This window comes from Pseudomonas brassicae (assembly GCF_010671725.1).
GTDB lineage: Bacteria > Pseudomonadota > Gammaproteobacteria > Pseudomonadales > Pseudomonadaceae > Aquipseudomonas > Aquipseudomonas brassicae.
Window position 1 is genome coordinate 1 of sequence record NZ_JAAHBU010000023.1, and the last position, 23,085, is coordinate 23,085.

The following is a 23,085-nucleotide window of genomic DNA, read 5'->3' on the forward strand; positions in this document are numbered from 1 at the left end:
CACCGGGCTGGTCTCGGTCATGCCATAGGCGATCTGCACCTCACCCATGTGCAACTGGTCGATCACCCGGCGCATTACCTCGATCGGGCAGGTGGCCCCGGCCATGATGCCGGTGCGCAGGCTTGACAGGTCATAGGCATCGCGTTGCGGGTGGTCGAGCAGCGCGATGAACATGGTCGGTACGCCATACAGCACAGTCGCCCGCTCCTGCGCCACGCCCTCGAGGGTCAGCAACGGGTCGAAGGCGTCGTTGGGGTAGATCATGGTGCTGCCGTGGGTGACGCACCCCAGGTTGCCCATGACCATGCCGAAGCAGTGGTACAGCGGCACCGGGATCACCATGCGGTCGTGCTCGGTCAGGCCCAGGCTTTCACCGACCATGTAGCCGTTGTTGAGGATGTTGTAGTGGCTGAGGGTCGCGCCCTTGGGGAAACCGGTGGTGCCGGAGGTGTACTGGATGTTCACCGGCTGGTCGAACTGCAGGCTGTGCTGGCGGGCCTGGTACTCGACGGGCGTGACCTGCGCGGCCAGCTCGGCCAACGCCGCCCAGGGCAGGAAACCGCCCGGTGGCGCGGCATCCAGGCTGATCAGCCCGCGCAGATCAGGCAGGCGTTCGCCCTGGAGCTGGCCGGGGGCCTGATGCGCGAGTTCCGGCAGCAGCTCGGCGAGCATGGCGTGGTAGTCGCAAGTCTTGAACTGGCCGGCGCAGACCAGCCACTGGCAACCCGACTGACGCAGCACGTATTCCAGTTCGCTGGTGCGGTAGGCCGGGTTGATGTTGACCAGGATCACGCCGATCCTGGCCGTGGCGAACTGGGCAATGCACCACTGCGCGCAGTTGGGTGCCCAGATACCCAGGCGATCACCGGTCTTCAGGCCCAGCGCCATCAGCGCGCGGGCATGCAGGTCGACGCTGTCGGCCAGCTCGCGCCAGCTGTAGCGCAGGTGTTGGTGGCGCACCACCAGGGCCTCGCGCTCGGCAAAGCGCGCAACGGTGTTGTCGAAGGCCTGGCCAATGGTGATAGCCAGCAGTGGCTTGTCCTGGCGCCCCTGGGTGTAGCTCGGTTGATTCATGACGACCCCTTTTTTGTGATTGTTCTGGGTGCTGATTCACGCGAACCATAATGTGGCGCAAATTAACGTTAACGTAAAGGTCATGGTGAGATTGACAGTTTCATGTGCCAGGCTTACGTTAACGTAAAGGTTATGACCGGGTTCTCACCCCTTCGCTGGCAAGCCAGCTCCCACAGGGTTCTGTGGTGTGCAGAGAGCCCTGTGGGAGCTGGCTTGCCAGCGAAGCGGCCGGGGCGGCAACCACAGGTTGCCCGTGAACGATTACTCGTCGCGGCCCTTGCTGCGTACAGCGCGCTGCAATTCGCGGTCGGAGTCACGCTCGCGCTGGGTATCGCGTTGTCGTATTCCTTCTTGCCCTTGCCCAGGGCAATCTCGCACTTGATCAAGTGCTTGCTCCAGTAGATCGACAAGGCTACGCAGGTATAACCCTTCTGCTGTACGCCCACGTACAGGCGTTCCAGCTCACGGCGGTTGAGCAGCAGTTTACGGGTACGGGTCGGGTCGGCGATCACGTGGGTGCTCGCGGCGGCCAGGGGGGTGATATGGCAGCCCATCAGCCATGCCTCACCGTCCTTGAGCAGCACGTAGCTGTCCACCAGATGCGCCTTGCCGGCACGCAGACTTTTTACTTCCCAACCGGACAGGACCAATCCGGCCTCGAACTTGTGCTCGATGAAGTAATCGTGACGCGCCTTTTTGTTCTGCGCGATAGTCCCTGTCGGATGCTTCTTTTGTTTAGCCATAGGGGCGGCATTATAGGCAGTCGTTGCGTTGTCGGCTACGGGGTAGCGGTGCGCTTGAGCCGCTGGAGTGAATCCCGGACAATGCCCGCTGTTTTTTCTTCTTGATGCGCTATGTGGCGCTCCTCGGCATTCTGATCCTGTTTGCCGCTCAGCTTTGGAAGTGACGCCTGGATGACTACCCATATTCAACGTTCGGCGCTGTTGCCGTACCCCGCTCAGGCGCTTTACGACCTGGTCAACGATGTCGCCCGCTATCCCGAGTTTTTGCCCTGGTGCTCGTCGAGCACGGTGCTGGAGCAGACCGACACGCTGATGCGGGCCAAGGTCGAGGCGGCCAAGGGCGGCATCAGCCAGAGTTTTGTTACGCGAAATGTGCTGGTGCCGGGGCAGTCCATCGAAATGAACCTGGAAGAGGGGCCGTTCAACCAGCTGCATGGCGTGTGGACGTTCAAGGCGTTGGGCGACAAGGCCTGCAAGATCAGCCTGGACCTGTCCTTCGACTACGCCGGGCCGTTGGTGCGGGCCACCTTGGGGCCGATCTTCAACCAGGCCGCCAATACCCTGGTAGACGCGTTTTGCCAGCGGGCCAAGCAGCTCAATGGCTGAGCCCATGCTGCCCGTCGAGGTGGTCTATGCCACGCCCGAGCGGCAGGTGATGCTGGCGTTCGAGGTGCCTGCGGGTACTGTGGCGGGCGAAGCGCTGCGGTTGTCGGGGATTGCCGCTCAATTGCCCGGTGTGGCGGTGTACGAATGCCCGTTGGGTATCTTCGGCAAGGCCGTGGTGCCGGAGCATGTGCTGCAGGCGGGGGACAGGATCGAGTTGTACCGCCCGCTGCTGGCCGACCCCAAGGAAGTACGCAAGCAGCGGGCCGCCAAGGTGGCCAGGGTGTTCAAGAAGGCCAAGCGGTAAATTCAGCAGGCAATAAAAAGCCCGGACTGATCCGGGCTTTTTATTGCCTGCACAGTACTTACTGTGGCGATGTTTCGAATGGTTCCTGAGTCGGAACCGGCATGACTTCGATGGTATCGACGTCGCGCTGGATCTTGTCTTCCAGCGAGCCTGGCTTGGCGGGTTTCGATTCGGCTGGAGCCGGGGCCTGGGCAGGGCTGACAGTGGTGCCGGCTTCGCTACCGAGGATTTCCTGGTCGCGGCTAACGCCCGGCATGAAGTCGCCGGAGAGGCTGGCGAGCTGGTCGTTCTCGTTGAATATGACGCTCATCCGCTCCTGCTGGCGTTCACCGCCACCTGGTTGCAGACTGTACAGGTAGTCCCACCGGTTGGTGTGGAAGGTATCCTGGATCAAGGGGTTGCCCATGATAAACCGTACTTGTCGACGGGTCATTCCCGGCCGCAATTGGTCTATCATGTCCTGCGTGACGACATTGCCCTGCTGGATGTCGATTTTGTAAACCCCGGGGAACGAGCAACCGGCGAGTGCGAGCAGTCCCACAAAGGTGAGGCTGGTTAGCAAGAGCTTGGTGTTTTGCATCGGTGGGCGACTTCCACTATCTTGGCTGGACAACGTAAACCCCGATCATACCCGTATTCAGAGAAGCTGCGAAGCAGCATCGGCGAGAAAGCTGACCATGGTTGAAAATAGCGAATTACGCAAAGCCGGTCTCAAGGTGACCCTGCCTCGAGTCAAGATTCTACAGATGCTCGACTCCACCGAGCAGCGCCACATGAGTGCTGAAGACGTCTACAAGGCGTTGATGGAAGCAGGCGAGGACGTCGGTCTGGCCACGGTCTACCGTGTTCTGACCCAGTTCGAGGCGGCAGGTCTTGTCGTTCGCCATAACTTCGACGGCGGTCATGCGGTGTTTGAACTGGCCGACGGCGGCCACCACGACCACATGGTCAACGTGGAGTCTGGCGAAGTCATAGAGTTCTTCGATGCCGAGATCGAAAAACGCCAGAAGGAAATCGTGCTGGAGCACGGCTACGAGTTGGTCGATCACAACCTCGTGCTGTACGTGCGCAAGAAAAAGTAAGCAGTTTGCTTTGATTGCACGGCATAGAAGGCGACCCTGGGGTCGCCTTCGTGCTGTGTGGGGCAGAGTGCGGGCATGCGCTGGCAAGGCCGGCGTCTGCAGGGGTCAGGCCTTGCTGGTCACTACCATCTTTCTGGCGTGCGCCAGGGATTCCTTGGTGAGGTCTATACCGCCCAGCATGCGCGCCACTTCTTCGACCCGCTCGCGCTTGCCCAGGCTCGCGACGGCGGTGTGGGTGGCGTCACTGTTGCGCACTTTATGCACGAACAGGTGGTGGTGACCTTGTGCCGCCACCTGCGGCAAGTGCGTGACTGTCAACACCTGGCCGCGCTCGCCCAGGCGGCGCAACAGCTGCCCCACGATCTCTGCGGTCGGGCCGCCGATACCCACGTCGACTTCGTCGAATACCAGCGTCGGAATGCGCGAGGTTTGGGCGGTGATGACCTGGATGGCCAGGCTGATGCGTGACAGCTCGCCGCCGGAGGCCACCTTGGACAGTGCCTTGAGTGGCTGGCCAGGGTTGGCGCTGACCAGCAGTTCGACCTGCTCGAGCCCTTGGGGCAGAAGGTCATCGCTGCTGTTGGTACGCAATTCGATGCTGAAGCGTCCGCCTGGCATGCCCAGGCGCTGGATTTCCAGCTCCACTGCAGCAGCCAGTTGCGTGGCAGCCTGCTGGCGCAGCCCGCTCAGTTCGGCCGCCTTCTGCTGATAGTGGCGTGCATAGGCCGCCAACTCTTCGCCAAGGCGCCCGATGGATTCGTCGTTTGCATTCAGCCCTTCGAGTTCTTCCATCAGCCGCTGCTGCAGGTTGGCCAACTCGCTGGGGTGCACGCGGTGTTTGCGCGCCAGGGTATACAGGGCGTCGAGGCGTTCTTCGAGCAGTTGCAGGCGTGCCGGGTCGGCATCGAAATGGTCGAGGAAGCGGTTGAGCTCGCCCACGGCCTCTTCGACCTGGATCTGCGCGCTGGCGATCAGGGTGGCCGCTTCGCCCAGCGCCTTGGGGGCATTGTGCACGGCGGTGAGGCGGTTGAGGCTGGCGGTCAGTGCGCTGAGCACATTGCCCGAGTCGTTTTCGCTGCAGTGGTCGATCACCTGGCGGCAGATGCCGAACAGCGCTTCTGCATTGGTCAGGTTCTTGTGTTCCTGCTCCAGCAGTTCAAGCTCGTTTTCCCCCAGGTTGAGGTTTTCGAGCTCTTCGAGCTGGTAGCTGAGCAACTGGTGCTGCGCGCGCTGCTCATCGCCAGAGTTGGACAGGCGCTCCAGCTCCTGGCGCGTCTGCCGCCAACGCTGGGCCGCCAGGTGTACCTGGCGGGCCAGGTCGGTGGCGCCGGCATATTCGTCCAGCAGGCGGCGATGGGTATCGGACTTGAGCAACGACTGGTGCTCGTGCTGGCTATGAATGTCGATCAGCAGTTCGCCCAGCGCCTTGAGGTCGCCGAGCGGGCAGGGCGTACCGTTTATATAGCCGCGGCTGCGGCCTTCGGCGGTGATGATCCGGCGCAGGATGCACGGGCCGTCGGTGTCCAGGTCGCGCTCGGCCAGCCAGGTACGTGCCTCGGGGATATCGCCCAGGTCGAAGGTGGCAAGGATGTCGGCCTTGTCGGCCCCCGGGCGCACCACGCCGCTGTCGGCGCGATCGCCCAGGGTCAGGCCGAGGGCGTCGAGCATGATCGATTTGCCGGCACCGGTTTCGCCCGTGATGACGCTCATCCCGCGGGCAAGTTCGAGGTCCAGGTGTTCGACGATGGCATAGTTGTGTACGGAAAGGTGCACCAGCATTGGGGCGGCTCCCAGGCGTAAAGTCTGGTTATTTATACAGTGTTTTCAAATCCGCTGACAATGGCTGTGCTTAGTTCGATTCGCTTGCCTGCAGGTGCTTTTGATCGCAAGCGGTTATGAGGCCTTTGCGCTTGCCTGCACATCAGCCCTTGAACCTGCATTTTAAGACCCCATATAGCCGGCAGACGTGCGAGTAAGCTCGCTGACGAAATTGCAAAGGAGAGATTTTATGGCTGACGAACAGATGCTGGATGAACAGAATCTGAACGCCGACAAGTCCGCCGACGCGGCCGGCGATGACCTGAGCACCCGTGTGCAGGTGCTCGAAGAGCAGCTGGCGGCGGCCCAGGATCAATCCCTGCGCACCGCTGCCGACCTGCAGAACGTGCGCCGTCGCGCCGAGCAGGATATCGAGAAGGCGCACAAGTTCGCCCTCGAGAAGTTTGCTGGCGACCTGCTGCCGATCATCGACAGCCTCGAGCGCGGCCTGGAGCTGTCCAGCGCCGAAGACGAGAGCATCCGCCCGATGCGCGAAGGCATCGAGCTGACCCTGAAAATGTTCCACGACACCCTCAAGCGCTTCAACCTCGAGGCCATCGACCCGCACGGCGAACCGTTCAGCGCCGAACAGCACCAGGCCATGGCCATGCAGGAAAGTGCCGAGGTCGAGCCCAACAGCGTGCTCAAGGTGTTCCAGAAGGGCTACCAGCTCAACGGTCGCCTGCTGCGCCCGGCCATGGTCGTGGTCAGCAAGGCGCCGGCACCGGTTTCGCCCTCGATTGACGAGAAGGCTTGAAATTAGCCGGGCGGCCCCCATTTAAGTGTCAAGCGTTTAAGTGCTACCGCAGTTGGCAACCACCGCTGCGGCAACCAAATCCAAAGTTTCGGGAGAGTTAACATGGGCAAAATCATTGGTATCGACCTGGGGACCACCAACTCCTGCGTCTCCATTCTGGAAAACGGCAACGTCAAGGTTATCGAGAACGCCGAAGGCACTCGTACCACCCCTTCGATCATTGCCTATGCCAACGACGGTGAAATCCTCGTCGGCCAGTCCGCCAAGCGTCAGGCGGTCACTAACCCGCACAACACCCTGTATGCGGTAAAGCGTTTGATTGGCCGTCGTTTTGACGAGGAAGTCGTTCAGAAAGACATCCAGATGGTCCCTTACAAGATCGTCAAGGCTGACAACAACGACGCCTGGGTTGAAGTGAACGGCCAGAAAATGGCGCCGCCACAGATCTCGGCTGAAATCCTCAAGAAAATGAAGAAAACCGCCGAAGACTACCTCGGCGAAGCAGTGACTGAAGCGGTCATCACCGTTCCTGCGTACTTCAACGACAGCCAGCGTCAGGCCACCAAGGACGCCGGCCGTATCGCCGGTCTGGACGTCAAGCGCATCATCAACGAGCCGACCGCCGCCGCACTGGCCTACGGTATGGACAAGGCCAAGGGCGACCATACCGTGATCGTCTACGACCTGGGTGGCGGTACCTTCGACGTGTCGGTGATCGAGATCGCCGAAGTCGACGGCGAGCACCAGTTCGAAGTACTGGCTACCAACGGCGACACCTTCCTGGGTGGTGAAGACTTCGACATCCGTCTGATCGACTACCTCGTGGACGAGTTCAAGAAAGAAAGCGGCATGAACCTGAAGGGTGACCCGCTGGCCATGCAGCGTCTGAAAGAAGCGGCTGAAAAGGCCAAGATCGAGCTGTCCTCGAGCCAGCAGACCGACGTCAACCTGCCGTACATCACTGCAGATGCGACCGGTCCGAAGCACCTGAACGTGAAGATTTCCCGCGCCAAGCTGGAATCGCTGGTCGAAGACCTGGTTCAGCGCACCATCGAGCCATGCCGCATCGCCATGAAAGACGCCGGTATCGACGTCAGCAAGATCAACGACGTGATCCTGGTCGGCGGTCAGACCCGCATGCCGCTGGTGCAGAAACTGGTTACCGATTTCTTCGGCAAGGAAGCGCGCAAGGACGTCAACCCTGACGAAGCCGTTGCCATGGGCGCAGCCATCCAGGGCGCCGTTCTGGCCGGTGACGTCAAGGACGTGCTGCTGCTGGACGTCAGCCCGCTGACCCTGGGTATCGAAACCATGGGGGGCGTGATGACCGCGCTGATCGAGAAGAACACCACCATTCCGACCAAGAAGTCGCAGGTGTTCTCGACGGCCGACGACAACCAGAGCGCCGTGACCATTCACGTGCTGCAGGGTGAGCGCAAGCAAGCCGGTCAGAACAAGTCCCTGGGCAAGTTCGACCTGGCCGAGATTCCACCAGCGCCACGTGGCGTGCCACAGATCGAAGTGACCTTCGACATCGACGCCAACGGTATCCTGCACGTAGGTGCCAAGGACAAGGCGACTGGCAAGCAGCAGTCGATCGTGATCAAGGCCAACTCGGGTCTGTCTGAGGAAGAAATTCAACAGATGGTGCGTGACGCCGAAGTCAACGCCGAGGAAGACCGCAAGTTCGAAGAGCTGGCCGCTGCCCGCAACCAGGGTGATGCACTGGTTCACTCGACGCGCAAAATGGTCGCTGACGCCGGTGACAAGGTTACCGCCGAGGAGAAGACCGCGATCGAAGCTGCCGTTGTCGCCCTGGAAGCCGCTGTCAAAGGCGACGACAAGGCCGCCATCGACGCCAAAGTCGAAGAGCTGTCGAAGGTCTCCGCACCCGTGGCTCAGAAGATGTACGCCGAGCAGGCCGAACAGCCGCAGGGCGCTGCGCAGCCACAAGCTGAAGAGCCTAAGCACGACGACGTGGTCGATGCCGAGTTCGAAGAAGTCAAAGACAACAAGTAACTGCTACAGGTTGTCGGCCAGTTGACTGCTGTTTGGCAGTGACTGGTAGGATGTCGCCGCGCGGGGGCTTGCTCCCGCGTTGGCGTGTCTGGAATACCCGAATTACAGCATTCGAGCGGGCTTGAATGCTGGCGGCACAGCGCGAAACGCGCAGAGGTATGCCGAACGTCCTCAAGAGTGCAAAGACTTATGGCAAAGCGTGACTATTACGAGGTTCTGGGGGTTGAGCGTGGCTCGAGCGAGGCCGACCTGAAGAAGGCCTATCGCCGCCTGGCGATGAAGCATCACCCGGACCGTAATCCTGATGACAAAGACTCCGAAGAGCTGTTCAAGGAAGCCAACGAGGCTTACGAAGTGCTCTCCGATGCCAGCAAGCGCGCGGCGTACGACCAGTACGGTCATGCCGGCGTGGACCCGAGCATGGGGGGGGGGCGGTGCCGGTTTTGGTGGCGCCAACTTCTCCGACATCTTTGGCGATGTGTTCAGTGACTTCTTCGGCGGCGGCCGTGGCGGTGGTCGCGGTGGTGCCCAGCGTGGCAGCGATCTGCGCTACACCCTGGAGCTGAACCTGGAAGAAGCGGTGCGTGGCACCACGGTCAGTATCCGTGTGCCGACACTGGTCAACTGCAAGCCGTGCGATGGCTCGGGTGCCAAGAAAGGCTCGTCGCCTTCGACCTGCCCGACCTGTGGCGGGATTGGCCAGGTGCGCATGCAGCAGGGCTTCTTCTCGGTGCAACAGACCTGCCCGCGCTGCCATGGTCAGGGCAAGGTCATTACCGATCCGTGCGATTCGTGTCACGGTGAAGGGCGTATCGAAGAGTACAAGACGCTGTCGGTCAAGGTGCCGGCGGGTGTCGATACCGGTGACCGCATTCGCCTGTCTGGCGAGGGCGAGGCCGGCTCCCAGGGCGGCCCGACCGGTGACCTGTATGTGGTCATCAACGTGCGCGAGCACCCGATCTTCCAGCGTGACGGCAAGCACCTGTACTGCGAAGTGCCGATCAGCTACACCGATGCGGCGCTGGGTGGCGAGCTGGAAGTGCCGACCCTCGATGGTCGGGTCAAGCTGAAGATCCCGGAAGGCACCCAGACCGGCAAGCAGTTCCGCCTGCGCGGCAAGGGTGTGGCGCCGGTACGTGGCGGTGGTGCGGGCGATCTGATGTGTCGTGTGGCCGTGGAAACACCGGTCAACCTGAGCCGTCGCCAGCGCGAGCTGCTTGAGGAACTGCGTGTGTCGCTGGATGGCGACAGCTCTCACTCCCCCAAAGCCAATGGCTGGTTCGAAGGCGTGAAACGCTTCTTCGGCGATCTGTAAAAGGAGTAGGGCATGCGACGTATAGCGGTAATGGGCGCGGCAGGGCGCATGGGCAAGGCCTTGATCGAGGCGGTGCACCAGGCGCCGGGCGCAGGGTTGACGGCGGCCGTTCAACGTGCCGAAAGCTCGCTGGTGGGCGCCGATGCGGGCGAGCTTGCAGGCCTGGGGCGTATCGGGGTGCCGTTGTCGGGCGACCTCGATCGGGTGGTCGACGAGTTTGATGTGCTGATCGACTTCACCCACCCGTCGGTGACCCTGAAGAACCTGGCATTCTGTCGCAAGGCGGGCAAGGCCATGATCATCGGCACCACTGGCTTCAGCATTGAAGAGAAGCAGTTGCTGGTCGAGGCGGGCAAGGACATTCCGATCGTGTTTGCCGCCAACTTCAGCGTTGGCGTCAACCTCAGCCTCAAGCTGCTCGACATGGCGGCACGGGTGCTGGGCGATGAGGTGGATGTCGAAATCATCGAGGCGCACCACCGGCACAAGGTGGACGCGCCATCGGGTACTGCGCTGCGCATGGGTGAAGTGGTTGCCAATGCACTGGGGCGTGACCTGCAGAAGGTCGCTGTGTATGGCCGTGAAGGCCAGACTGGTGCGCGCGACCGCCAGACCATCGGTTTCGCTACCGTGCGTGCCGGCGATGTGGTTGGCGATCACACCGTGCTGTTCGCGGCCGAAGGTGAGCGCCTGGAGATCACCCACAAGGCCTCCAGCCGCATGACCTTCGCCAAGGGGGCGGTGCGTGCCGCGCTGTGGCTGGATGGGCGCGAGCCTGGCCTGTACGACATGCAGGATGTGCTCGACCTGCGTTGATCGTTGTACCCGGGGCCGCGCTGCGGCCCTTTCGCCGGCCTGGTCGGCGAAGCTTTCCCGCCTGGCGACGTCCTGTCGCATTCCAATGCCTTTTAGGCACATCAGCGGTAGACCAAAAAAGCCTTTTTCTGTAAGCTACAGCTTTAGTGTGTCCACTAAAAGCGCGCAGATAATTCGATGAAGAAAGCGGGGTGACGTGTCTATACGTCATTCCGCTTTTTTGCAACCTGCGATCGCCCCTTCAGGCTTTATTTTTGGGAGGTCTTCTTGACTAAGCCAGCCATACTCGCCCTTGCCGATGGCAGCATTTTTCACGGTGAGGCCATTGGAGCCGACGGTCAGACCGTTGGTGAGGTGGTGTTCAACACCGCAATGACCGGCTATCAGGAAATCCTGACTGACCCTTCGTACTCGCAGCAGATCGTTACCCTGACCTACCCGCACATCGGCAACACCGGCACCACGCCGCAAGACGCCGAGTCCGACCGCGTCTGGTCGGCTGGCCTGGTGATCCGCGACCTGCCGCTGATTGCCAGCAACTGGCGCAACACGCTGTCGCTGTCCGATTATCTCAAGGCCAACAACGTCGTGGCGATTGCCGGCATCGATACGCGCCGCCTGACTCGCATCCTGCGTGAGAAGGGCGCGCAGAATGGCTGCATCCTGGCGGGCGACAACATCACTGAAGAGGCAGCCATCGCAGCTGCACGCGGCTTCCCTGGCCTCAAGGGCATGGACCTGGCCAAGGTCGTCAGCACCAAGAGCAGCTATGAGTGGCGCTCCAGCGTGTGGAACCTGAAGACCGACAGCCATCCGACTATCGAAGCCTCCGAGCTGCCTTACCATGTCGTGGCCTACGACTATGGCGTCAAGCTGAACATCCTGCGCATGCTGGTCGAGCGCGGTTGCCGCCTGACCGTGGTGCCGGCGCAGACCCCGGCCAGCGAAGTGCTCGCGCTCAATCCCGATGGTGTGTTCCTGTCCAACGGCCCGGGTGACCCCGAGCCTTGCGACTACGCGATCCAGGCGATCCGTGAAATCCTCGAAACCGAAGTGCCGGTGTTCGGTATCTGCCTGGGGCACCAGCTGCTCGCCCTGGCTTCCGGGGCCAAGACCGTGAAAATGGGCCACGGCCACCACGGTGCCAACCACCCGGTTCAGGACCTGGATACCGGCGTCGTGATGATCACTAGCCAGAACCACGGTTTTGCGGTTGACGAAGCGACCTTGCCGGGCAACGTCCGCGCCATCCACAAGTCGCTGTTCGACGGCACCTTGCAGGGTATCGAGCGCACCGACAAGAGCGCCTTCAGCTTCCAGGGTCACCCTGAGGCGAGCCCGGGCCCGACCGACGTCGCGCCACTGTTTGATCGTTTCATCGATGCCATGGCCAAGCGCCGCTGAGCACTGCTGACGAGGTAGCCCTGAACCGGCGCAAACCGTGTTCAGGTGCACCTCGCGCGGCGTGTTCGACCGGCTTGCCCACTGACCTGCGGATTTGAGTGACAACCCATGCCAAAACGTACAGACATTAAAAGCATCCTGATTCTCGGCGCTGGCCCGATCGTGATCGGCCAGGCCTGCGAATTCGACTACTCCGGCGCCCAGGCCTGCAAGGCCCTGCGCGAGGAAGGCTATCGCGTCATCCTGGTGAACTCCAACCCGGCCACCATCATGACCGACCCGGCCATGGCGACGCTACCTACATCGAGCCGATCAAGTGGCAGACGGTGGCCAAGATCATCGAGACCGAGCGTCCTGACGCGCTGCTGCCGACCATGGGTGGCCAGACTGCCCTGAACTGCGCCCTGGACCTGGAGCGCGAAGGCGTCCTGGAAAAGTTCGGCGTGGAAATGATCGGTGCCAACGCCGACACCATCGACAAGGCCGAAGACCGTTCGCGCTTCGACAAGGCCATGAAGGCCATCGGCCTGGAATGCCCGCGTTCCGGTATCGCGCACAGCATGGACGAGGCCAATGCGGTCCTCGACAAGCTGGGCTTCCCGTGCATCATTCGTCCGTCCTTCACCATGGGCGGCACCGGTGGCGGTATTGCCTACAACCGTGAAGAGTTCGAAGAAATCTGCGCCCGGGGTCTGGACCTGTCGCCGACCAAAGAGCTGCTGATCGACGAATCGCTGATCGGCTGGAAAGAGTACGAGATGGAGGTGGTCCGCGACAAAAAGGACAACTGCATCATCGTCTGCTCCATCGAGAACTTCGACCCGATGGGCGTGCATACCGGTGACTCGATCACCGTTGCACCGGCACAGACCCTGACCGACAAGGAATACCAGATCATGCGCAACGCCTCGCTGGCGGTGCTGCGTGAGATCGGCGTCGAGACCGGTGGTTCCAACGTGCAGTTCGGTATCTGCCCGGACACCGGCCGCATGGTCGTGATCGAGATGAACCCGCGGGTTTCGCGCTCCTCGGCACTGGCCTCCAAGGCCACCGGTTTCCCGATCGCCAAGATCGCCGCCAAGCTGGCCGTGGGCTACACCCTCGACGAACTGCAGAACGACATCACCGGCGGTCGCACCCCGGCTTCGTTCGAGCCGTCGATCGACTACGTGGTCACCAAGCTGCCACGCTTTGCCTTCGAGAAATTCCCGAAAGCCGACGCTCGCCTGACCACCCAGATGAAGTCCGTGGGTGAAGTCATGGCCATCGGCCGTACGTTCCAGGAGTCCCTGCAGAAAGCCCTGCGCGGCCTGGAAGTCGGTGTTTGCGGCCTGGACCCTAAAGTCGACCTGGCCAGCCCTGACGCTGCCAGCATTCTCAAGCGCGAACTGACCGTGCCGGGCGCCGAGCGTATCTGGTACGTGGCCGACGCCATGCGTTCGGGCATGAGCGTTGAAGAGATCTTCGCCCTGACCATGATCGACCGCTGGTTCCTGGTGCAGATGGAAGACCTGATCAAGGAAGAAGAGAAGGTCAAGACCCTGGGGTTGGCCGATATCGACAAGGCGCTGATGTTCCGCCTCAAGCGCAAGGGCTTCTCCGACCAGCGTCTGGCCAAGCTGCTGGGCATCACTGACAAGAACCTGCGTCGTCACCGTCACAAGCTGGAGATCTTCCCGGTCTACAAGCGTGTCGACACCTGCGCCGCCGAGTTCGCCACCGATACCGCCTACCTGTATTCGACCTACGAGCAAGAGTGCGAGGCCAATCCGTCGACCCGCGACAAGATCATGATCCTGGGTGGCGGCCCGAACCGTATCGGTCAGGGTATCGAGTTCGACTACTGCTGCGTTCACGCCGCGCTGGCGCTGCGTGAAGACGGATACGAGACCATCATGGTCAACTGCAACCCGGAAACCGTCTCCACCGACTACGACACCTCCGACCGCCTGTACTTCGAGCCGCTGACGCTGGAAGACGTGCTGGAAGTGGTGCGCGTCGAGAAGCCCAAAGGCGTGATCGTCCACTACGGCGGCCAGACCCCGCTGAAACTGGCCCGTGCCCTGGAAGAAGCCGGTGTGCCGATCATCGGTACCAGCCCGGACTCGATCGACCGTGCCGAAGACCGTGAGCGTTTCCAGCAGATGGTCCAGCGCCTGAACCTGCTGCAGCCGCCAAACGCCACCGTGCGCAGCGAAGACGAAGCCATTCGTGCTGCCGGCGTCATCGGCTACCCGCTGGTGGTGCGCCCGTCCTACGTGCTGGGCGGTCGTGCGATGGAGATCGTCTACGAGCTGGACGAGCTCAAGCGCTACCTGCGTGAAGCGGTGCAAGTGTCCAACGACAGCCCGGTGCTGCTCGACCACTTCCTCAACTGCGCATCGAGATGGACGTGGATGCGGTCTGCGACGGCACCGACGTGGTCATCGGCGCGATCATGCAGCACATCGAACAGGCCGGCGTTCACTCCGGTGACTCGGCGTGCTCGCTGCCGCCGTACTCGCTGCCTGCCCACGTGCAGGACGAAGTGCGCGACCAGGTCAAGAAGATGGCCCTGGAACTGGGCGTTGTCGGCCTGATGAACGTGCAACTGGCCTTGCAGGGCGACAAGATCTACGTGATCGAAGTCAACCCGCGCGCTTCGCGTACCGTGCCATTCGTGTCCAAGTGCATCGGCACCTCGCTGGCGATGATTGCGGCCCGTGTCATGGCTGGCAAGTCCCTGAAAGAAATCGGTTTCACCAAGGAAATCATTCCTAACTTCTACAGCGTCAAGGAAGCGGTGTTCCCGTTTGCCAAGTTCCCGGGTGTTGACCCGATCCTCGGCCCAGAGATGAAGTCCACCGGTGAAGTCATGGGTGTGGGCGACACCTTTGGTGAAGCCTTCGCCAAGGCCCAGATGGGTGCCAGCGAAGTGCTGCCGACCGGCGGTACTGCGTTCATCAGTGTGCGTGACGACGACAAGCCGCAAGTGGCTGGCGTTGCTCGCGACCTGATCAGCCTGGGCTTCGAAGTCGTGGCGACCGTTGGTACTGCCAAGATCATCGAAGCGGCTGGCCTGAAAGTGCGCCGCGTGAACAAGGTGACCGAAGGCCGTCCGCACGTGGTCGACATGATCAAGAACGACGAAGTGTCGTTGATCATCAACACCACCGAAGGTCGCCAGTCGATTGCCGACTCCTACTCGATTCGTCGCAATGCGTTGCAGCACAAGATCTACTGCACCACCACCATTGCGGCCGGTGAAGCCATCTGCGAAGCGCTGAAGTTCGGTCCGGAAAAAACCGTACGCCGCTTGCAGGATCTGCATGCAGGACTCAAAGCATGAGTATTACCAAATATCCAATGACCGTTCAGGGCGCTCGCGCCCTGGAGGAAGAGCACCTGTTCCTGAGCAAGACCGAGCGTCCGCGCTTGAGTCAGGCGATTGGCGAGGCCCGCGAGCTGGGTGATCTCAAGGAAAACGCCGAGTACCACGCTGCCCGGGAAGAGCAGGGCATGGTCGAGGCGCGTATCCGCGACATCGAAGGCCGTCTGCAGAACGCGGTGGTGATCGATGTCACTACCATTGCCCACACGGGCAAGGTCATCTTTGGCACCACCGTGGAGCTGGAAAACACCGAGACCGGCGATCAGGTGACCTACCAGATCGTTGGTGAGGACGAAGCGGACGTCAAGAATGGCAAGCTTTCTGTCGGTGCTCCGATTGCCCGCGCCATCATCGGCAAGGAAGAGGGCGATACCGTTGTGATCAAGACACCAAGCGGTACAGTCGAGTACGAGATTGTCGAAGTCCGTCACGTTTGATCGCCCTCGCGGCTTTGCTGCGTCGGCAGTGATCTGGCAACTGGCCCAGGTGCTCTGGGTCGGTGGCGTGTGGATGCTGCATATTGCGGTACTGCCGGTGCTGGGCCAGATTGGCCTGGCGCCGCTGTTGATCGAAGATTTCGGTGTGCACGCCGCTTCGCTGCTGGTCGCCTTTGCGGCGGTCGGCTGCGGCTTGCAAGTGCTGGTATTGATTCGGGCTGAAGGCCTGGTCGGCCTGTGGCGGGACATGCGTGGGCAGTTGCTGCTGATGGCAGTGGCGGCGTGCGTGATGTATTTCGTCTTGCAGGTGGGTGTGGCGGGGCAGTTGCGTTGGCAGCTGTTCTGCTACCTGGTACTGGGGCTCAGCGGCTTGCTGCTGGTGTTGCAGCCGGTGCCGGGCAGGGCGCGCAAGGCGCGCCACTGAACGGCGGCGCCCTCACTTGTAGCGATGGATGTTCGACAGCTGCTTGTTGGGCTGCGGGTTGCGGCGATAGATCAGCGCCTTCTTGCCGATGGTCTGCACCAGTTCGGCGCGACCGGCCTTGCACAGTGCGGCGATCGCGGCGGCGCGTTCTTCGCGGTCTTCCGAGCGAATCTCGACCTTGATCAGTTCGTGATCGGCCAGCGCGCGTTCGAGTTCGGCGATAACCCCCTCAGTCAGCCCATTGCCTGCCACAATCAGAACTGGTTTCAGATCGTGGCCAATGGATTTGTACTGTTTCTTCTGCTCGTTATTGAGCGGCATAATCTGACCCTTTGTCTAGATTCTGTAAAAATGGCGGCCATTTTACCCGAGGGCCCGTGGATCCGCCCAGTTAATCACGACCCTTATCATCGAGGTGCCCAGTGGCGCGTTCCAAGACAAGCCTTGGCTGGCTGAAAGAACACTTCAACGATCCTTACGTCAAAAAGGCGCAAAAGGACGGATATCGCTCGCGTGCGAGCTACAAATTGCTCGAAATCCAGGAAAAGTACCGCTTGATCCGCCCGGGCATGAGCGTGATCGACCTGGGTGCGGCGCCCGGTGGCTGGTCGCAGGTGACCAGTCGTCTGATCGGCGGTCAGGGTCGGCTGATCGCGTCCGACATCCTGGAAATGGACAGCATTCCGGATGTCACCTTCATCCAGGGCGATTTTACCCAGGATGCGGTGCTGGCGCAGATTCTCGAGGCCGTCGGTAATTCGCACGTGGACCTTGTGATTTCGGATATGGCCCCCAATATGAGTGGTACGCCTGCCGTGGATATGCCCAAGGCCATGTTCCTGTGCGAACTGGCCCTTGATCTGGCCACTCGGGTGCTCAAGCCCGGTGGCGATTTTGTGATCAAGATTTTCCAGGGCGAAGGGTTTGACGTATACCTGAAGGATGCACGCAAGAAGTTCGACAAGGTAGTGATGCTCAAGCCGGACTCTTCGCGCGATCGCTCCCGTGAACAGTACATGCTGGGGCGTGGTTACAAGGGCGAGTAAGGCTCAGGCCGGCAACTTACAGGGTGTGCGATAGCTTTTTCCAATCGGATGCCCTGCCTGACCTGGATCGACATCGTGTAGTCTAGGTTTCACAAAGGGTTACAGACGGCGCCTGCAGACATGTAGGTAATGTAGTAAGTTAAGCCGGTGATTATCATGCGAGGCATGGCTGCGCCTATAGCCTGTCTCAGAGGGTAGCTAATTGAACGATATGGCAAAGAATCTGATCCTGTGGTTGATCATCGCTGCGGTCCTGGTGACCGTGATGAACAACTTCTCCAGCCCGAACGAGCCGCAGACCCTCAACTATTCCGACTTCATTCAGCAGGTCAAGGATGGCAAGGTCGAGCGTGTCACGGTCGACGGCGCGGTCATCATCGGTAAACGTACCGATGGCGACAGCTTCAAGACTGTCCGTCCCGCGATCGCCGACAACGGCCTGATCGGTGACCTGGTCAACAACAACGTCGTGGTCGAGGGCAAGCAGCCCGAGCAGCAGAGCATCTGGACCCAGTTGCTGGTGGCCAGCTTCCCGATCCTGGTGATCATCGCCGTGTTCATGTTCTTCATGCGCCAGATGCAGGGCGGTGCAGGCGGCAAGGGCGGCCCGATGAGCTTTGGCAAGAGCAAGGCCCGCCTGCTCTCCGAAGATCAGGTCAAGACTACCCTGGCGGATGTCGCCGGTTGCGACGAAGCCAAGGAAGAGGTTGGCGAGCTGGTCGAGTTCCTGCGTGACCCGGGCAAGTTCCAGCGCCTGGGAGGCCGTATCCCGCGTGGCGTACTGATGGTAGGCCCGCCAGGTACCGGTAAGACCCTGCTGGCCAAGGCCATCGCCGGCGAAGCCAAGGTGCCGTTCTTCACCATTTCCGGTTCGGACTTCGTTGAAATGTTCGTGGGTGTCGGTGCCAGCCGGGTGCGCGACATGTTCGAACAGGCCAAGAAACACGCACCGTGCATCATCTTCATCGACGAAATCGACGCCGTCGGTCGCCACCGTGGCGCCGGCATGGGTGGCGGTCACGACGAGCGTGAGCAGACCCTCAACCAGTTGCTGGTAGAGATGGACGGTTTCGAAATGAACGACGGCATCATCGTGATTGCCGCCACCAACCGCCCTGACGTGCTCGACCCTGCGCTGCTGCGTCCTGGCCGCTTCGACCGCCAGGTAGTCGTGGGCCTGCCCGACATCCGTGGTCGCGAGCAGATTCTCAAGGTTCACATGCGCAAGACGCCGATCGGCGACAACGTGAACCCGGCCGTGATTGCCCGTGGTACGCCTGGTTTCTCGGGTGCAGACCTGGCCAACCTGGTCAACGAGGCCTCGCTGTTCGCCGCTCGCGGTGGCAAGCGTGTGGTCGAGATGAAAGAGTTCGAGCTGGCCAAGGACAAGATCATGATGGGCGCCGAGCGCAAATCCATGGTCATGTCCGAGAAAGAAAAGCAGAACACGGCCTATCACGAGGCGGGTCACGCCATCGTGGGTCGCGTGGTGCCGGAGCACGATCCTGTGTACAAGGTGTCCATCATTCCGCGTGGTCGGGCCCTGGGCGTGACCATGTTCCTCCCTGAAGAGGACCGCTACAGCCTGTCCAAGCGCGCGCTGATCAGCCAGATCTGCTCGCTGTACGGTGGCCGTATCGCCGAAGAGATGACCCTGGGCTTCGACGGTGTCACCACCGGTGCTTCCAACGACATCATGCGAGCCAGCCAGATCGCTCGCAACATGGTCACCAAGTGGGGCTTGTCGGAAAAACTCGGGCCGTTGATGTATGCCGAGGAAGAGGGCGAAGTGTTCCTGGGGCGCAGCGCCGGCTCCCAGCACGCCAGTGTGTCGGGCGAGACCGCCAAGCTGATCGACTCCGAGGTGCGCAGCATCATTGACCAGTGCTATGCCACGGCCAAACAGATCCTCACCGACAACCGTGACAAGCTCGATGCCATGGCTGACGCGTTGATGAAGTACGAAACCATCGATGCCGACCAGATCGACGACATCATGGCCGGTCGCGAGCCGCGTGAGCCGCGCGACTGGGAAGGTGGTTCGGGTACTTCGGGCACCTCTGCGCCGCAGAGTGATCGTCCTGAGTCGCCGATTGGCGGCCCGGCTGCGCAACTCTAAGGGTTGACATGACTTCACAGCAGTACCCAACCCGGTTGCCTTGCGGCAACCGGGTTCTCGACCTTTCCCGTACCCATGTAATGGGTATCTTGAATATAACCCCCGACTCCTTCTCCGACGGTGGTCGCTTCACCCAGCGTGATGCAGCCTTGCGTCACGCCGAGGCGATGGTGGCAGCCGGGGCTACGCTGATCGATGTCGGTGGCGAGTCGACTCGCCCTGGCGCGCGCGTGGTGACTGCGCTCGAAGAGCTCGAACGTGTTGCGCCGATTGTCGAGGCGATCAATCGCGAGCTGGAGGTGATCATTTCGGTCGATACCTCCACGCCTGCGGTCATTCGCGAGTCGGCCCGGCTCGGTGCCGGGTTGATCAACGATGTGCGCTCGCTCACGCGTGACGGTGCGCTGGATGCGGCTGCGGCAACCGGGCTGCCCGTGTGCCTGATGCATATGCGTGGTGAGCCGGGTGACATGCAGGACGACCCGCGTTACGACGACGTGACCGACGAGGTGGCAGGTTTTCTCGAGCAGCGAATGCAGGCCTGTGCCGCAGTGGGCATCGCTGCCGAGCGCATCGTGCTGGACCCGGGGTTCGGTTTTGCCAAGACCCTCGAGCACAACCTCAGCCTGTTCAAGCACATGCCGGCACTGTATCGCCTTGGGCGGCCGCTGCTGGTTGGTGTGTCGCGCAAGAGCATGATCGGCCTGGCGCTGGGGCGTCCCGTGGGTGAACGGCTGTATGGCAGTCTGGCACTGGCCGCATTGGCAATGACCCAGGGTGCCAGCATCCTGCGTGTTCACGATGTGGCCGAGACCGTCGATGTGGTTAGGATGATTGCAGCGGTCAACGCCGCCGAATAAGAGTGACGGAGCATTACGTTATGAGCAGAAAATATTTTGGTACCGACGGCATCCGCGGCCGTGTCGGCGAATACCCGATCACGCCTGATTTCATGCTCAAGCTGGGGTGGGCGGCGGGCATGGCGTTTCGCAAGCTGGGCGCCTGTCGCGTCCTGGTCGGCAAGGATACGCGTATCTCCGGCTACATGTTCGAGTCGGCCCTGGAGGCCGGTTTGTCTGCGGCCGGTGCCGATGTGCTGTTGCTGGGGCCCATGCCGACCCCGGCGATTGCCTACCTGACCCGTACTTTCCACGCGGAGGCGGGTATCGTGATCAGTGCCTCGCACAACCCGCATGATGACAACGGCATCAAGTTCTTTTCCGGTCAGGGCACCAAGTTGCCGGACGAGGTCGAGAAAATGATCGAAGAGCTGCTCGACAAGCCCATGACCGTGGTGGAGTCGAGCAAGCTGGGCAAGGTGTCGCGTATCAATGACGCGGCCGGCCGCTACATCGAGTTCTGCAAGAGCAGCGTGCCGACCAGTACCGACTTTGCTGGCCTCAAACTGGTGGTCGATTGCGCCCACGGTGCTACCTACAAGGTTGCGCCCAGCGTGTTTCGCGAGCTGGGTGCCGACGTCACCGTGCTGGCAGCGCAGCCCGATGGCCTGAACATCAACGAAAACTGCGGTTCGACGCACATCGAGTCGCTGCAGGCGGCCGTGCTGGTCGGGCATGCCGACCTGGGCATCGCCTTCGACGGTGACGGTGACCGTGTATTGATGGTCGATCACACCGGTGCCATCGTCGACGGTGACGAGTTGCTGTTCATCATCGCCCGTGACCTGCAGGAGCGTGGCAAGCTCAATGGCGGCGTGGTGGGTACACTGATGAGCAACCTGGGCCTTGAGCTGGCCTTGCAGGAGCTCTCGATCCCGTTCGTCCGGGCCAAGGTCGGTGACCGCTACGTGATGGCCGAGCTGCTGGAGCGCGACTGGAACATCGGTGGCGAGAACTCCGGGCACGTCGTGTGCTTCAGCCATACCACCACCGGGGATGCGATCATCGCCGCCCTGCAGGTGCTGATGGCCCTCAAGCGTCGTGGCGAGACCCTGGCGCAGTCGCGTCAGGCGCTGCGTAAATGCCCGCAGGTGTTGATCAATGTGCGCTTTGGCGAGAGCAAGGTCGACCCGGTCGAGCACCCTGAGGTCAAGCTGGCCTGTGAGCGCGTAACAGAGGCCATGGCGGGGCGTGGCCGGGTGTTGCTGCGCAAGTCCGGTACAGAGCCGCTGGTGCGTGTGATGGTCGAAGGCGATGACGAAAGTCAGGTGCGCGGGCATGCCGAAGCGCTGGCAAAACTGGTAAGTGAAGTTTGCATCTGAATTGCGCTTGCCACCGGTGATCGGGTTGGGTAACATCTGCGCCCACTTTGACCGACGAGGTACAGCATGCGTCGCCCTATGGTAGCTGGTAACTGGAAGATGCACGGTACCCGCGCAGCGTCGCTGAGCTGATCAAGGGCCTGAGTGATCTCGCCCTGCCGAGCGGTGTTGAAGTTGCGGTGTTCCCGCCCTGCCTGTACATCAATCAAGCGATTGAAGGGTTGCAGGGCAAGGCGATCGCCGTTGGTGCTCAGGATTCTGCGGTAGAGCCCAAGCAAGGCGCACTGACCGGCGAAGTTGCACCGAGTCAGTTGGTCGATGCGGGTTGCGAGCTTGTACTGATCGGGCACTCCGAGCGCCGCCAGATCCTTGGCGAGAGCGACGAAGTGCTGAATCGCAAGTTTGCTGCGGCTCAGGCTTGCGGGTTGAAGCCAGTGCTCTGCGTAGGGGAAACCCTTGAAGAGCGCGAAGCTGGCAAGACGCTTGAGGTAGTCGGGCGTCAGTTGGGTAGCATCATCGAGGCATTCGGTGTTGAAGCCTTCGCCAGTGCAATCATCGCCTATGAGCCCGTATGGGCCATCGGCACCGGCCTTACGGCCACGCCGCAACAGGCTCAGGATGTGCATAAAGCCATTCGCGAGCAGTTGGCGCAAAAGAATTCAGAAGTCGCGATGAATGTGCGGCTTCTATACGGCGGCAGCGTGAAGGCGGCCAATGCGGCTGAGCTGTTCGGCATGCCGGATATCGATGGGGGGCTCATAGGTGGAGCTTCCCTGAACGCAGACGAATTCGGTGCAATTTGTCGCGCCGCAGGAAACTGAAAAATGCTGGAAACAGTCGTAGTAGTTTTTCATCTGTTGGGCGCACTGGGTTTGGTAGTGCTGGTGTTGCTGCAACAGGGTAAAGGTGCGGAAGCAGGTGCATCTTTCGGCGCAGGGGCTTCAAATACTGTGTTCGGAAGCCAAGGTTCTGCTACCTTTCTTAGTAAGTTTACTGCTATACTTGCCGCCAGTTTCTTCATGACCGCCCTAGGGTTAGGTTACTTTGCTAAAGAGAAGGCTCATGAGCTGACTCAGGTAGGGCTTCCAGATCCAGCGGTACTTGAAGTGAAGCAGCAAAAACCGGCAACAGATGATGTACCGGTGCTCCAAGAGCAAAAGGCACCCGCCAGCAATACCGGCGACGTACCTCCCGCTCAAGAGCAGAAGTAACGGGTTTCAAAGTAGTATTGCCGAGGTGGTGGAATTGGTAGACACGCAACCTTGAGGTGGTTGTGCCCATAGGGTGTAGGGGTTCGAGTCCCCTTCTCGGTACCAATTGAAACAAGACAGCCCGCTACAGCGGGCTTTCTTGTAGGTGGAGGTTAGATTGACCCCTCGCGGGGTTCGGTCGTATACTTTCGCCCCAGCTTTGACGCGGGGTGGAGCAGTCTGGTAGCTCGTCGGGCTCATAACCGAAGGTCGTTGGTTCAAATCAGCCCCCCGCAACCAGTTTCAGCAGAGCCCCTTTTCAGGGGCTTTTGTTTAGCTG

General features: G+C 61.1%; 18 protein-coding genes, 2 tRNA genes and 4 pseudogenes. 19 read left to right on the top strand and 5 right to left on the bottom strand.

All coding sequences use genetic code 11. The features are described from left to right. Positions 1–1,074: AMP-binding protein (locus G3436_RS02195; RefSeq protein ID WP_163940816.1), on the bottom strand; the 1,074-nt coding region annotated here is incomplete at its 3' end. A 261-nt stretch (positions 1,075–1,335) separates the two neighbouring features. Then, positions 1,336–1,817, bottom strand: a pseudogene (smpB, locus tag G3436_RS02200) (SsrA-binding protein SmpB). A gap of 171 nt (positions 1,818–1,988) precedes the next feature. Here smpB and G3436_RS02205 point away from each other — a divergent pair. Then, positions 1,989–2,423: a type II toxin-antitoxin system RatA family toxin gene (locus tag G3436_RS02205; RefSeq protein ID WP_163940818.1), complete on the top strand. Its 435-nt coding sequence runs from the start codon at positions 1,989–1,991 to the stop codon at positions 2,421–2,423. Next, positions 2,416–2,727: an RnfH family protein gene (locus G3436_RS02210; RefSeq protein WP_163940820.1), complete on the top strand. Its 312-nt coding sequence runs from the start codon at positions 2,416–2,418 to the stop codon at positions 2,725–2,727. Before G3436_RS02205 ends, G3436_RS02210 begins: the two co-directional genes overlap by 8 nt. Positions 2,728–2,785: 58 nt before the next feature. Here G3436_RS02210 and G3436_RS02215 read toward each other — a convergent pair whose 3' ends face one another. Then, a complete protein-coding gene (locus G3436_RS02215; protein ID WP_163940822.1) occupies positions 2,786–3,307 on the bottom strand; it encodes an outer membrane protein assembly factor BamE in 522 nt (173 codons plus the stop codon). A 97-nt stretch (positions 3,308–3,404) separates the two neighbouring features. Here G3436_RS02215 and fur point away from each other — a divergent pair, with 97 nt between their 5' ends. Then, positions 3,405–3,809: a ferric iron uptake transcriptional regulator gene (gene fur / locus G3436_RS02220; RefSeq protein WP_043863835.1), complete on the top strand. Its 405-nt coding sequence runs from the start codon at positions 3,405–3,407 to the stop codon at positions 3,807–3,809. Between the two features lie 105 nt (positions 3,810–3,914). Here the strand turns inward: fur and recN are convergent, their stop codons facing one another. Continuing rightward, positions 3,915–5,588 carry a DNA repair protein RecN gene (recN, locus tag G3436_RS02225; protein WP_163940824.1) on the bottom strand — a complete coding sequence of 558 codons (1,674 nt, stop codon included), beginning with the start codon at positions 5,586–5,588 and terminating at the stop codon, positions 3,915–3,917. Positions 5,589–5,817: 229 nt separating this feature from the next. Between recN and grpE the strand changes: the two genes are divergently transcribed. The 8 genes and pseudogenes from grpE to G3436_RS02265 all read left to right on the top strand — a co-directional run bounded on the left by grpE (position 5,818) and on the right by G3436_RS02265 (position 16,169). After that, entirely contained in the window at positions 5,818–6,384 is a 567-nt protein-coding gene (grpE, locus tag G3436_RS02230; protein ID WP_163940826.1) for a nucleotide exchange factor GrpE, read from the top strand. A 102-nt stretch (positions 6,385–6,486) separates the two neighbouring features. Further along, the gene (dnaK, locus tag G3436_RS02235; protein WP_163940828.1) at positions 6,487–8,403 is read left to right on the top strand and encodes a molecular chaperone DnaK; all 1,917 of its coding nucleotides are present in this window, start codon (positions 6,487–6,489) and stop codon (positions 8,401–8,403) included. A gap of 189 nt (positions 8,404–8,592) precedes the next feature. After that, positions 8,593–9,718: pseudogene (dnaJ, locus tag G3436_RS02240) on the top strand (molecular chaperone DnaJ). A 12-nt stretch (positions 9,719–9,730) separates the two neighbouring features. Beyond that, on the top strand, positions 9,731–10,534 hold the full coding sequence (gene dapB, locus G3436_RS02245; protein ID WP_163940830.1) for a 4-hydroxy-tetrahydrodipicolinate reductase: 804 nt from the start codon (positions 9,731–9,733) through the stop codon (positions 10,532–10,534). Between the two features lie 267 nt (positions 10,535–10,801). Further along, positions 10,802–11,938: a glutamine-hydrolyzing carbamoyl-phosphate synthase small subunit gene (gene carA, locus G3436_RS02250; protein WP_163940833.1), complete on the top strand. Its 1,137-nt coding sequence runs from the start codon at positions 10,802–10,804 to the stop codon at positions 11,936–11,938. Positions 11,939–12,046: 108 nt separating this feature from the next. Beyond that, positions 12,047–15,266 (top strand): annotated as a pseudogene (gene carB, locus G3436_RS02255) (carbamoyl-phosphate synthase large subunit). Continuing rightward, positions 15,263–15,745, top strand: a complete 483-nt coding sequence (gene greA / locus G3436_RS02260; protein WP_178116292.1) for a transcription elongation factor GreA — start codon at positions 15,263–15,265, stop codon at positions 15,743–15,745. The pseudogene carB and the gene greA overlap by 4 nt, the downstream one beginning before the upstream one ends. A 28-nt stretch (positions 15,746–15,773) precedes the next feature. Further along, the gene (locus tag G3436_RS02265) at positions 15,774–16,169 is read left to right on the top strand and encodes an MFS transporter (protein ID WP_163940848.1); all 396 of its coding nucleotides are present in this window, start codon (positions 15,774–15,776) and stop codon (positions 16,167–16,169) included. Between the two features lie 12 nt (positions 16,170–16,181). Here G3436_RS02265 and yhbY read toward each other — a convergent pair whose 3' ends face one another. Further along, positions 16,182–16,490, bottom strand: a complete 309-nt coding sequence (gene yhbY / locus G3436_RS02270; protein WP_038606752.1) for a ribosome assembly RNA-binding protein YhbY — start codon at positions 16,488–16,490, stop codon at positions 16,182–16,184. Between the two features lie 101 nt (positions 16,491–16,591). Here yhbY and rlmE point away from each other — a divergent pair, with 101 nt between their 5' ends. The 8 genes and pseudogenes from rlmE (at position 16,592) to G3436_RS02310 (ending at position 23,045) form a co-directional block, all read left to right on the top strand. Next, a complete protein-coding gene (gene rlmE, locus G3436_RS02275) occupies positions 16,592–17,215 on the top strand; it encodes a 23S rRNA (uridine(2552)-2'-O)-methyltransferase RlmE (RefSeq protein WP_163940835.1) in 624 nt (207 codons plus the stop codon). A gap of 211 nt (positions 17,216–17,426) precedes the next feature. Beyond that, the gene (ftsH, locus tag G3436_RS02280; protein WP_163940837.1) at positions 17,427–19,334 is read left to right on the top strand and encodes an ATP-dependent zinc metalloprotease FtsH; all 1,908 of its coding nucleotides are present in this window, start codon (positions 17,427–17,429) and stop codon (positions 19,332–19,334) included. 8 nt (positions 19,335–19,342) lie between these two features. Further along, entirely contained in the window at positions 19,343–20,194 is an 852-nt protein-coding gene (folP, locus tag G3436_RS02285; protein WP_163940839.1) for a dihydropteroate synthase, read from the top strand. A gap of 20 nt (positions 20,195–20,214) precedes the next feature. Then, complete coding sequence (gene glmM, locus G3436_RS02290) at positions 20,215–21,555, top strand: phosphoglucosamine mutase (RefSeq protein ID WP_163940841.1); 1,341 nt, start codon at positions 20,215–20,217, stop codon at positions 21,553–21,555. 66 nt (positions 21,556–21,621) lie between these two features. Further along, positions 21,622–22,376: pseudogene (gene tpiA, locus G3436_RS02295) on the top strand (triose-phosphate isomerase). 3 nt (positions 22,377–22,379) lie between these two features. Next, on the top strand, positions 22,380–22,766 hold the full coding sequence (gene secG / locus G3436_RS02300) for a preprotein translocase subunit SecG (protein ID WP_163940844.1): 387 nt from the start codon (positions 22,380–22,382) through the stop codon (positions 22,764–22,766). A 19-nt stretch (positions 22,767–22,785) separates the two neighbouring features. After that, positions 22,786–22,871, top strand: a tRNA-Leu gene (locus tag G3436_RS02305). A gap of 98 nt (positions 22,872–22,969) precedes the next feature. Further along, a tRNA-OTHER gene (locus tag G3436_RS02310) sits at positions 22,970–23,045 on the top strand. Positions 23,046–23,085: the final 40 nt, after the last annotated feature.

Excerpts from the sequence above, each read along its gene's own strand:
- G3436_RS02205 (WP_163940818.1), top strand. The coding sequence starts at position 1,989 with ATGACTACCCATATTCAACGTTCGGCGCTGTTGCCGTACCCCGCTCAG.
- G3436_RS02210 (WP_163940820.1), top strand. The coding sequence starts at position 2,416 with ATGGCTGAGCCCATGCTGCCCGTCGAGGTGGTCTATGCCACGCCCGAG.
- G3436_RS02215 (WP_163940822.1), bottom strand. The coding sequence starts at position 3,307 with ATGCAAAACACCAAGCTCTTGCTAACCAGCCTCACCTTTGTGGGACTG.
- fur (WP_043863835.1), top strand. The coding sequence starts at position 3,405 with ATGGTTGAAAATAGCGAATTACGCAAAGCCGGTCTCAAGGTGACCCTG.
- recN (WP_163940824.1), bottom strand. The coding sequence starts at position 5,588 with ATGCTGGTGCACCTTTCCGTACACAACTATGCCATCGTCGAACACCTG.
- grpE (WP_163940826.1), top strand. The coding sequence starts at position 5,818 with ATGGCTGACGAACAGATGCTGGATGAACAGAATCTGAACGCCGACAAG.
- dnaK (WP_163940828.1), top strand. The coding sequence starts at position 6,487 with ATGGGCAAAATCATTGGTATCGACCTGGGGACCACCAACTCCTGCGTC.
- dapB (WP_163940830.1), top strand. The coding sequence starts at position 9,731 with ATGCGACGTATAGCGGTAATGGGCGCGGCAGGGCGCATGGGCAAGGCC.
- greA (WP_178116292.1), top strand. The coding sequence starts at position 15,263 with ATGAGTATTACCAAATATCCAATGACCGTTCAGGGCGCTCGCGCCCTG.
- yhbY (WP_038606752.1), bottom strand. The coding sequence starts at position 16,490 with ATGCCGCTCAATAACGAGCAGAAGAAACAGTACAAATCCATTGGCCAC.
- ftsH (WP_163940837.1), top strand. The coding sequence starts at position 17,427 with ATGGCAAAGAATCTGATCCTGTGGTTGATCATCGCTGCGGTCCTGGTG.
- folP (WP_163940839.1), top strand. The coding sequence starts at position 19,343 with ATGACTTCACAGCAGTACCCAACCCGGTTGCCTTGCGGCAACCGGGTT.
- glmM (WP_163940841.1), top strand. The coding sequence starts at position 20,215 with ATGAGCAGAAAATATTTTGGTACCGACGGCATCCGCGGCCGTGTCGGC.
- secG (WP_163940844.1), top strand. The coding sequence starts at position 22,380 with ATGCTGGAAACAGTCGTAGTAGTTTTTCATCTGTTGGGCGCACTGGGT.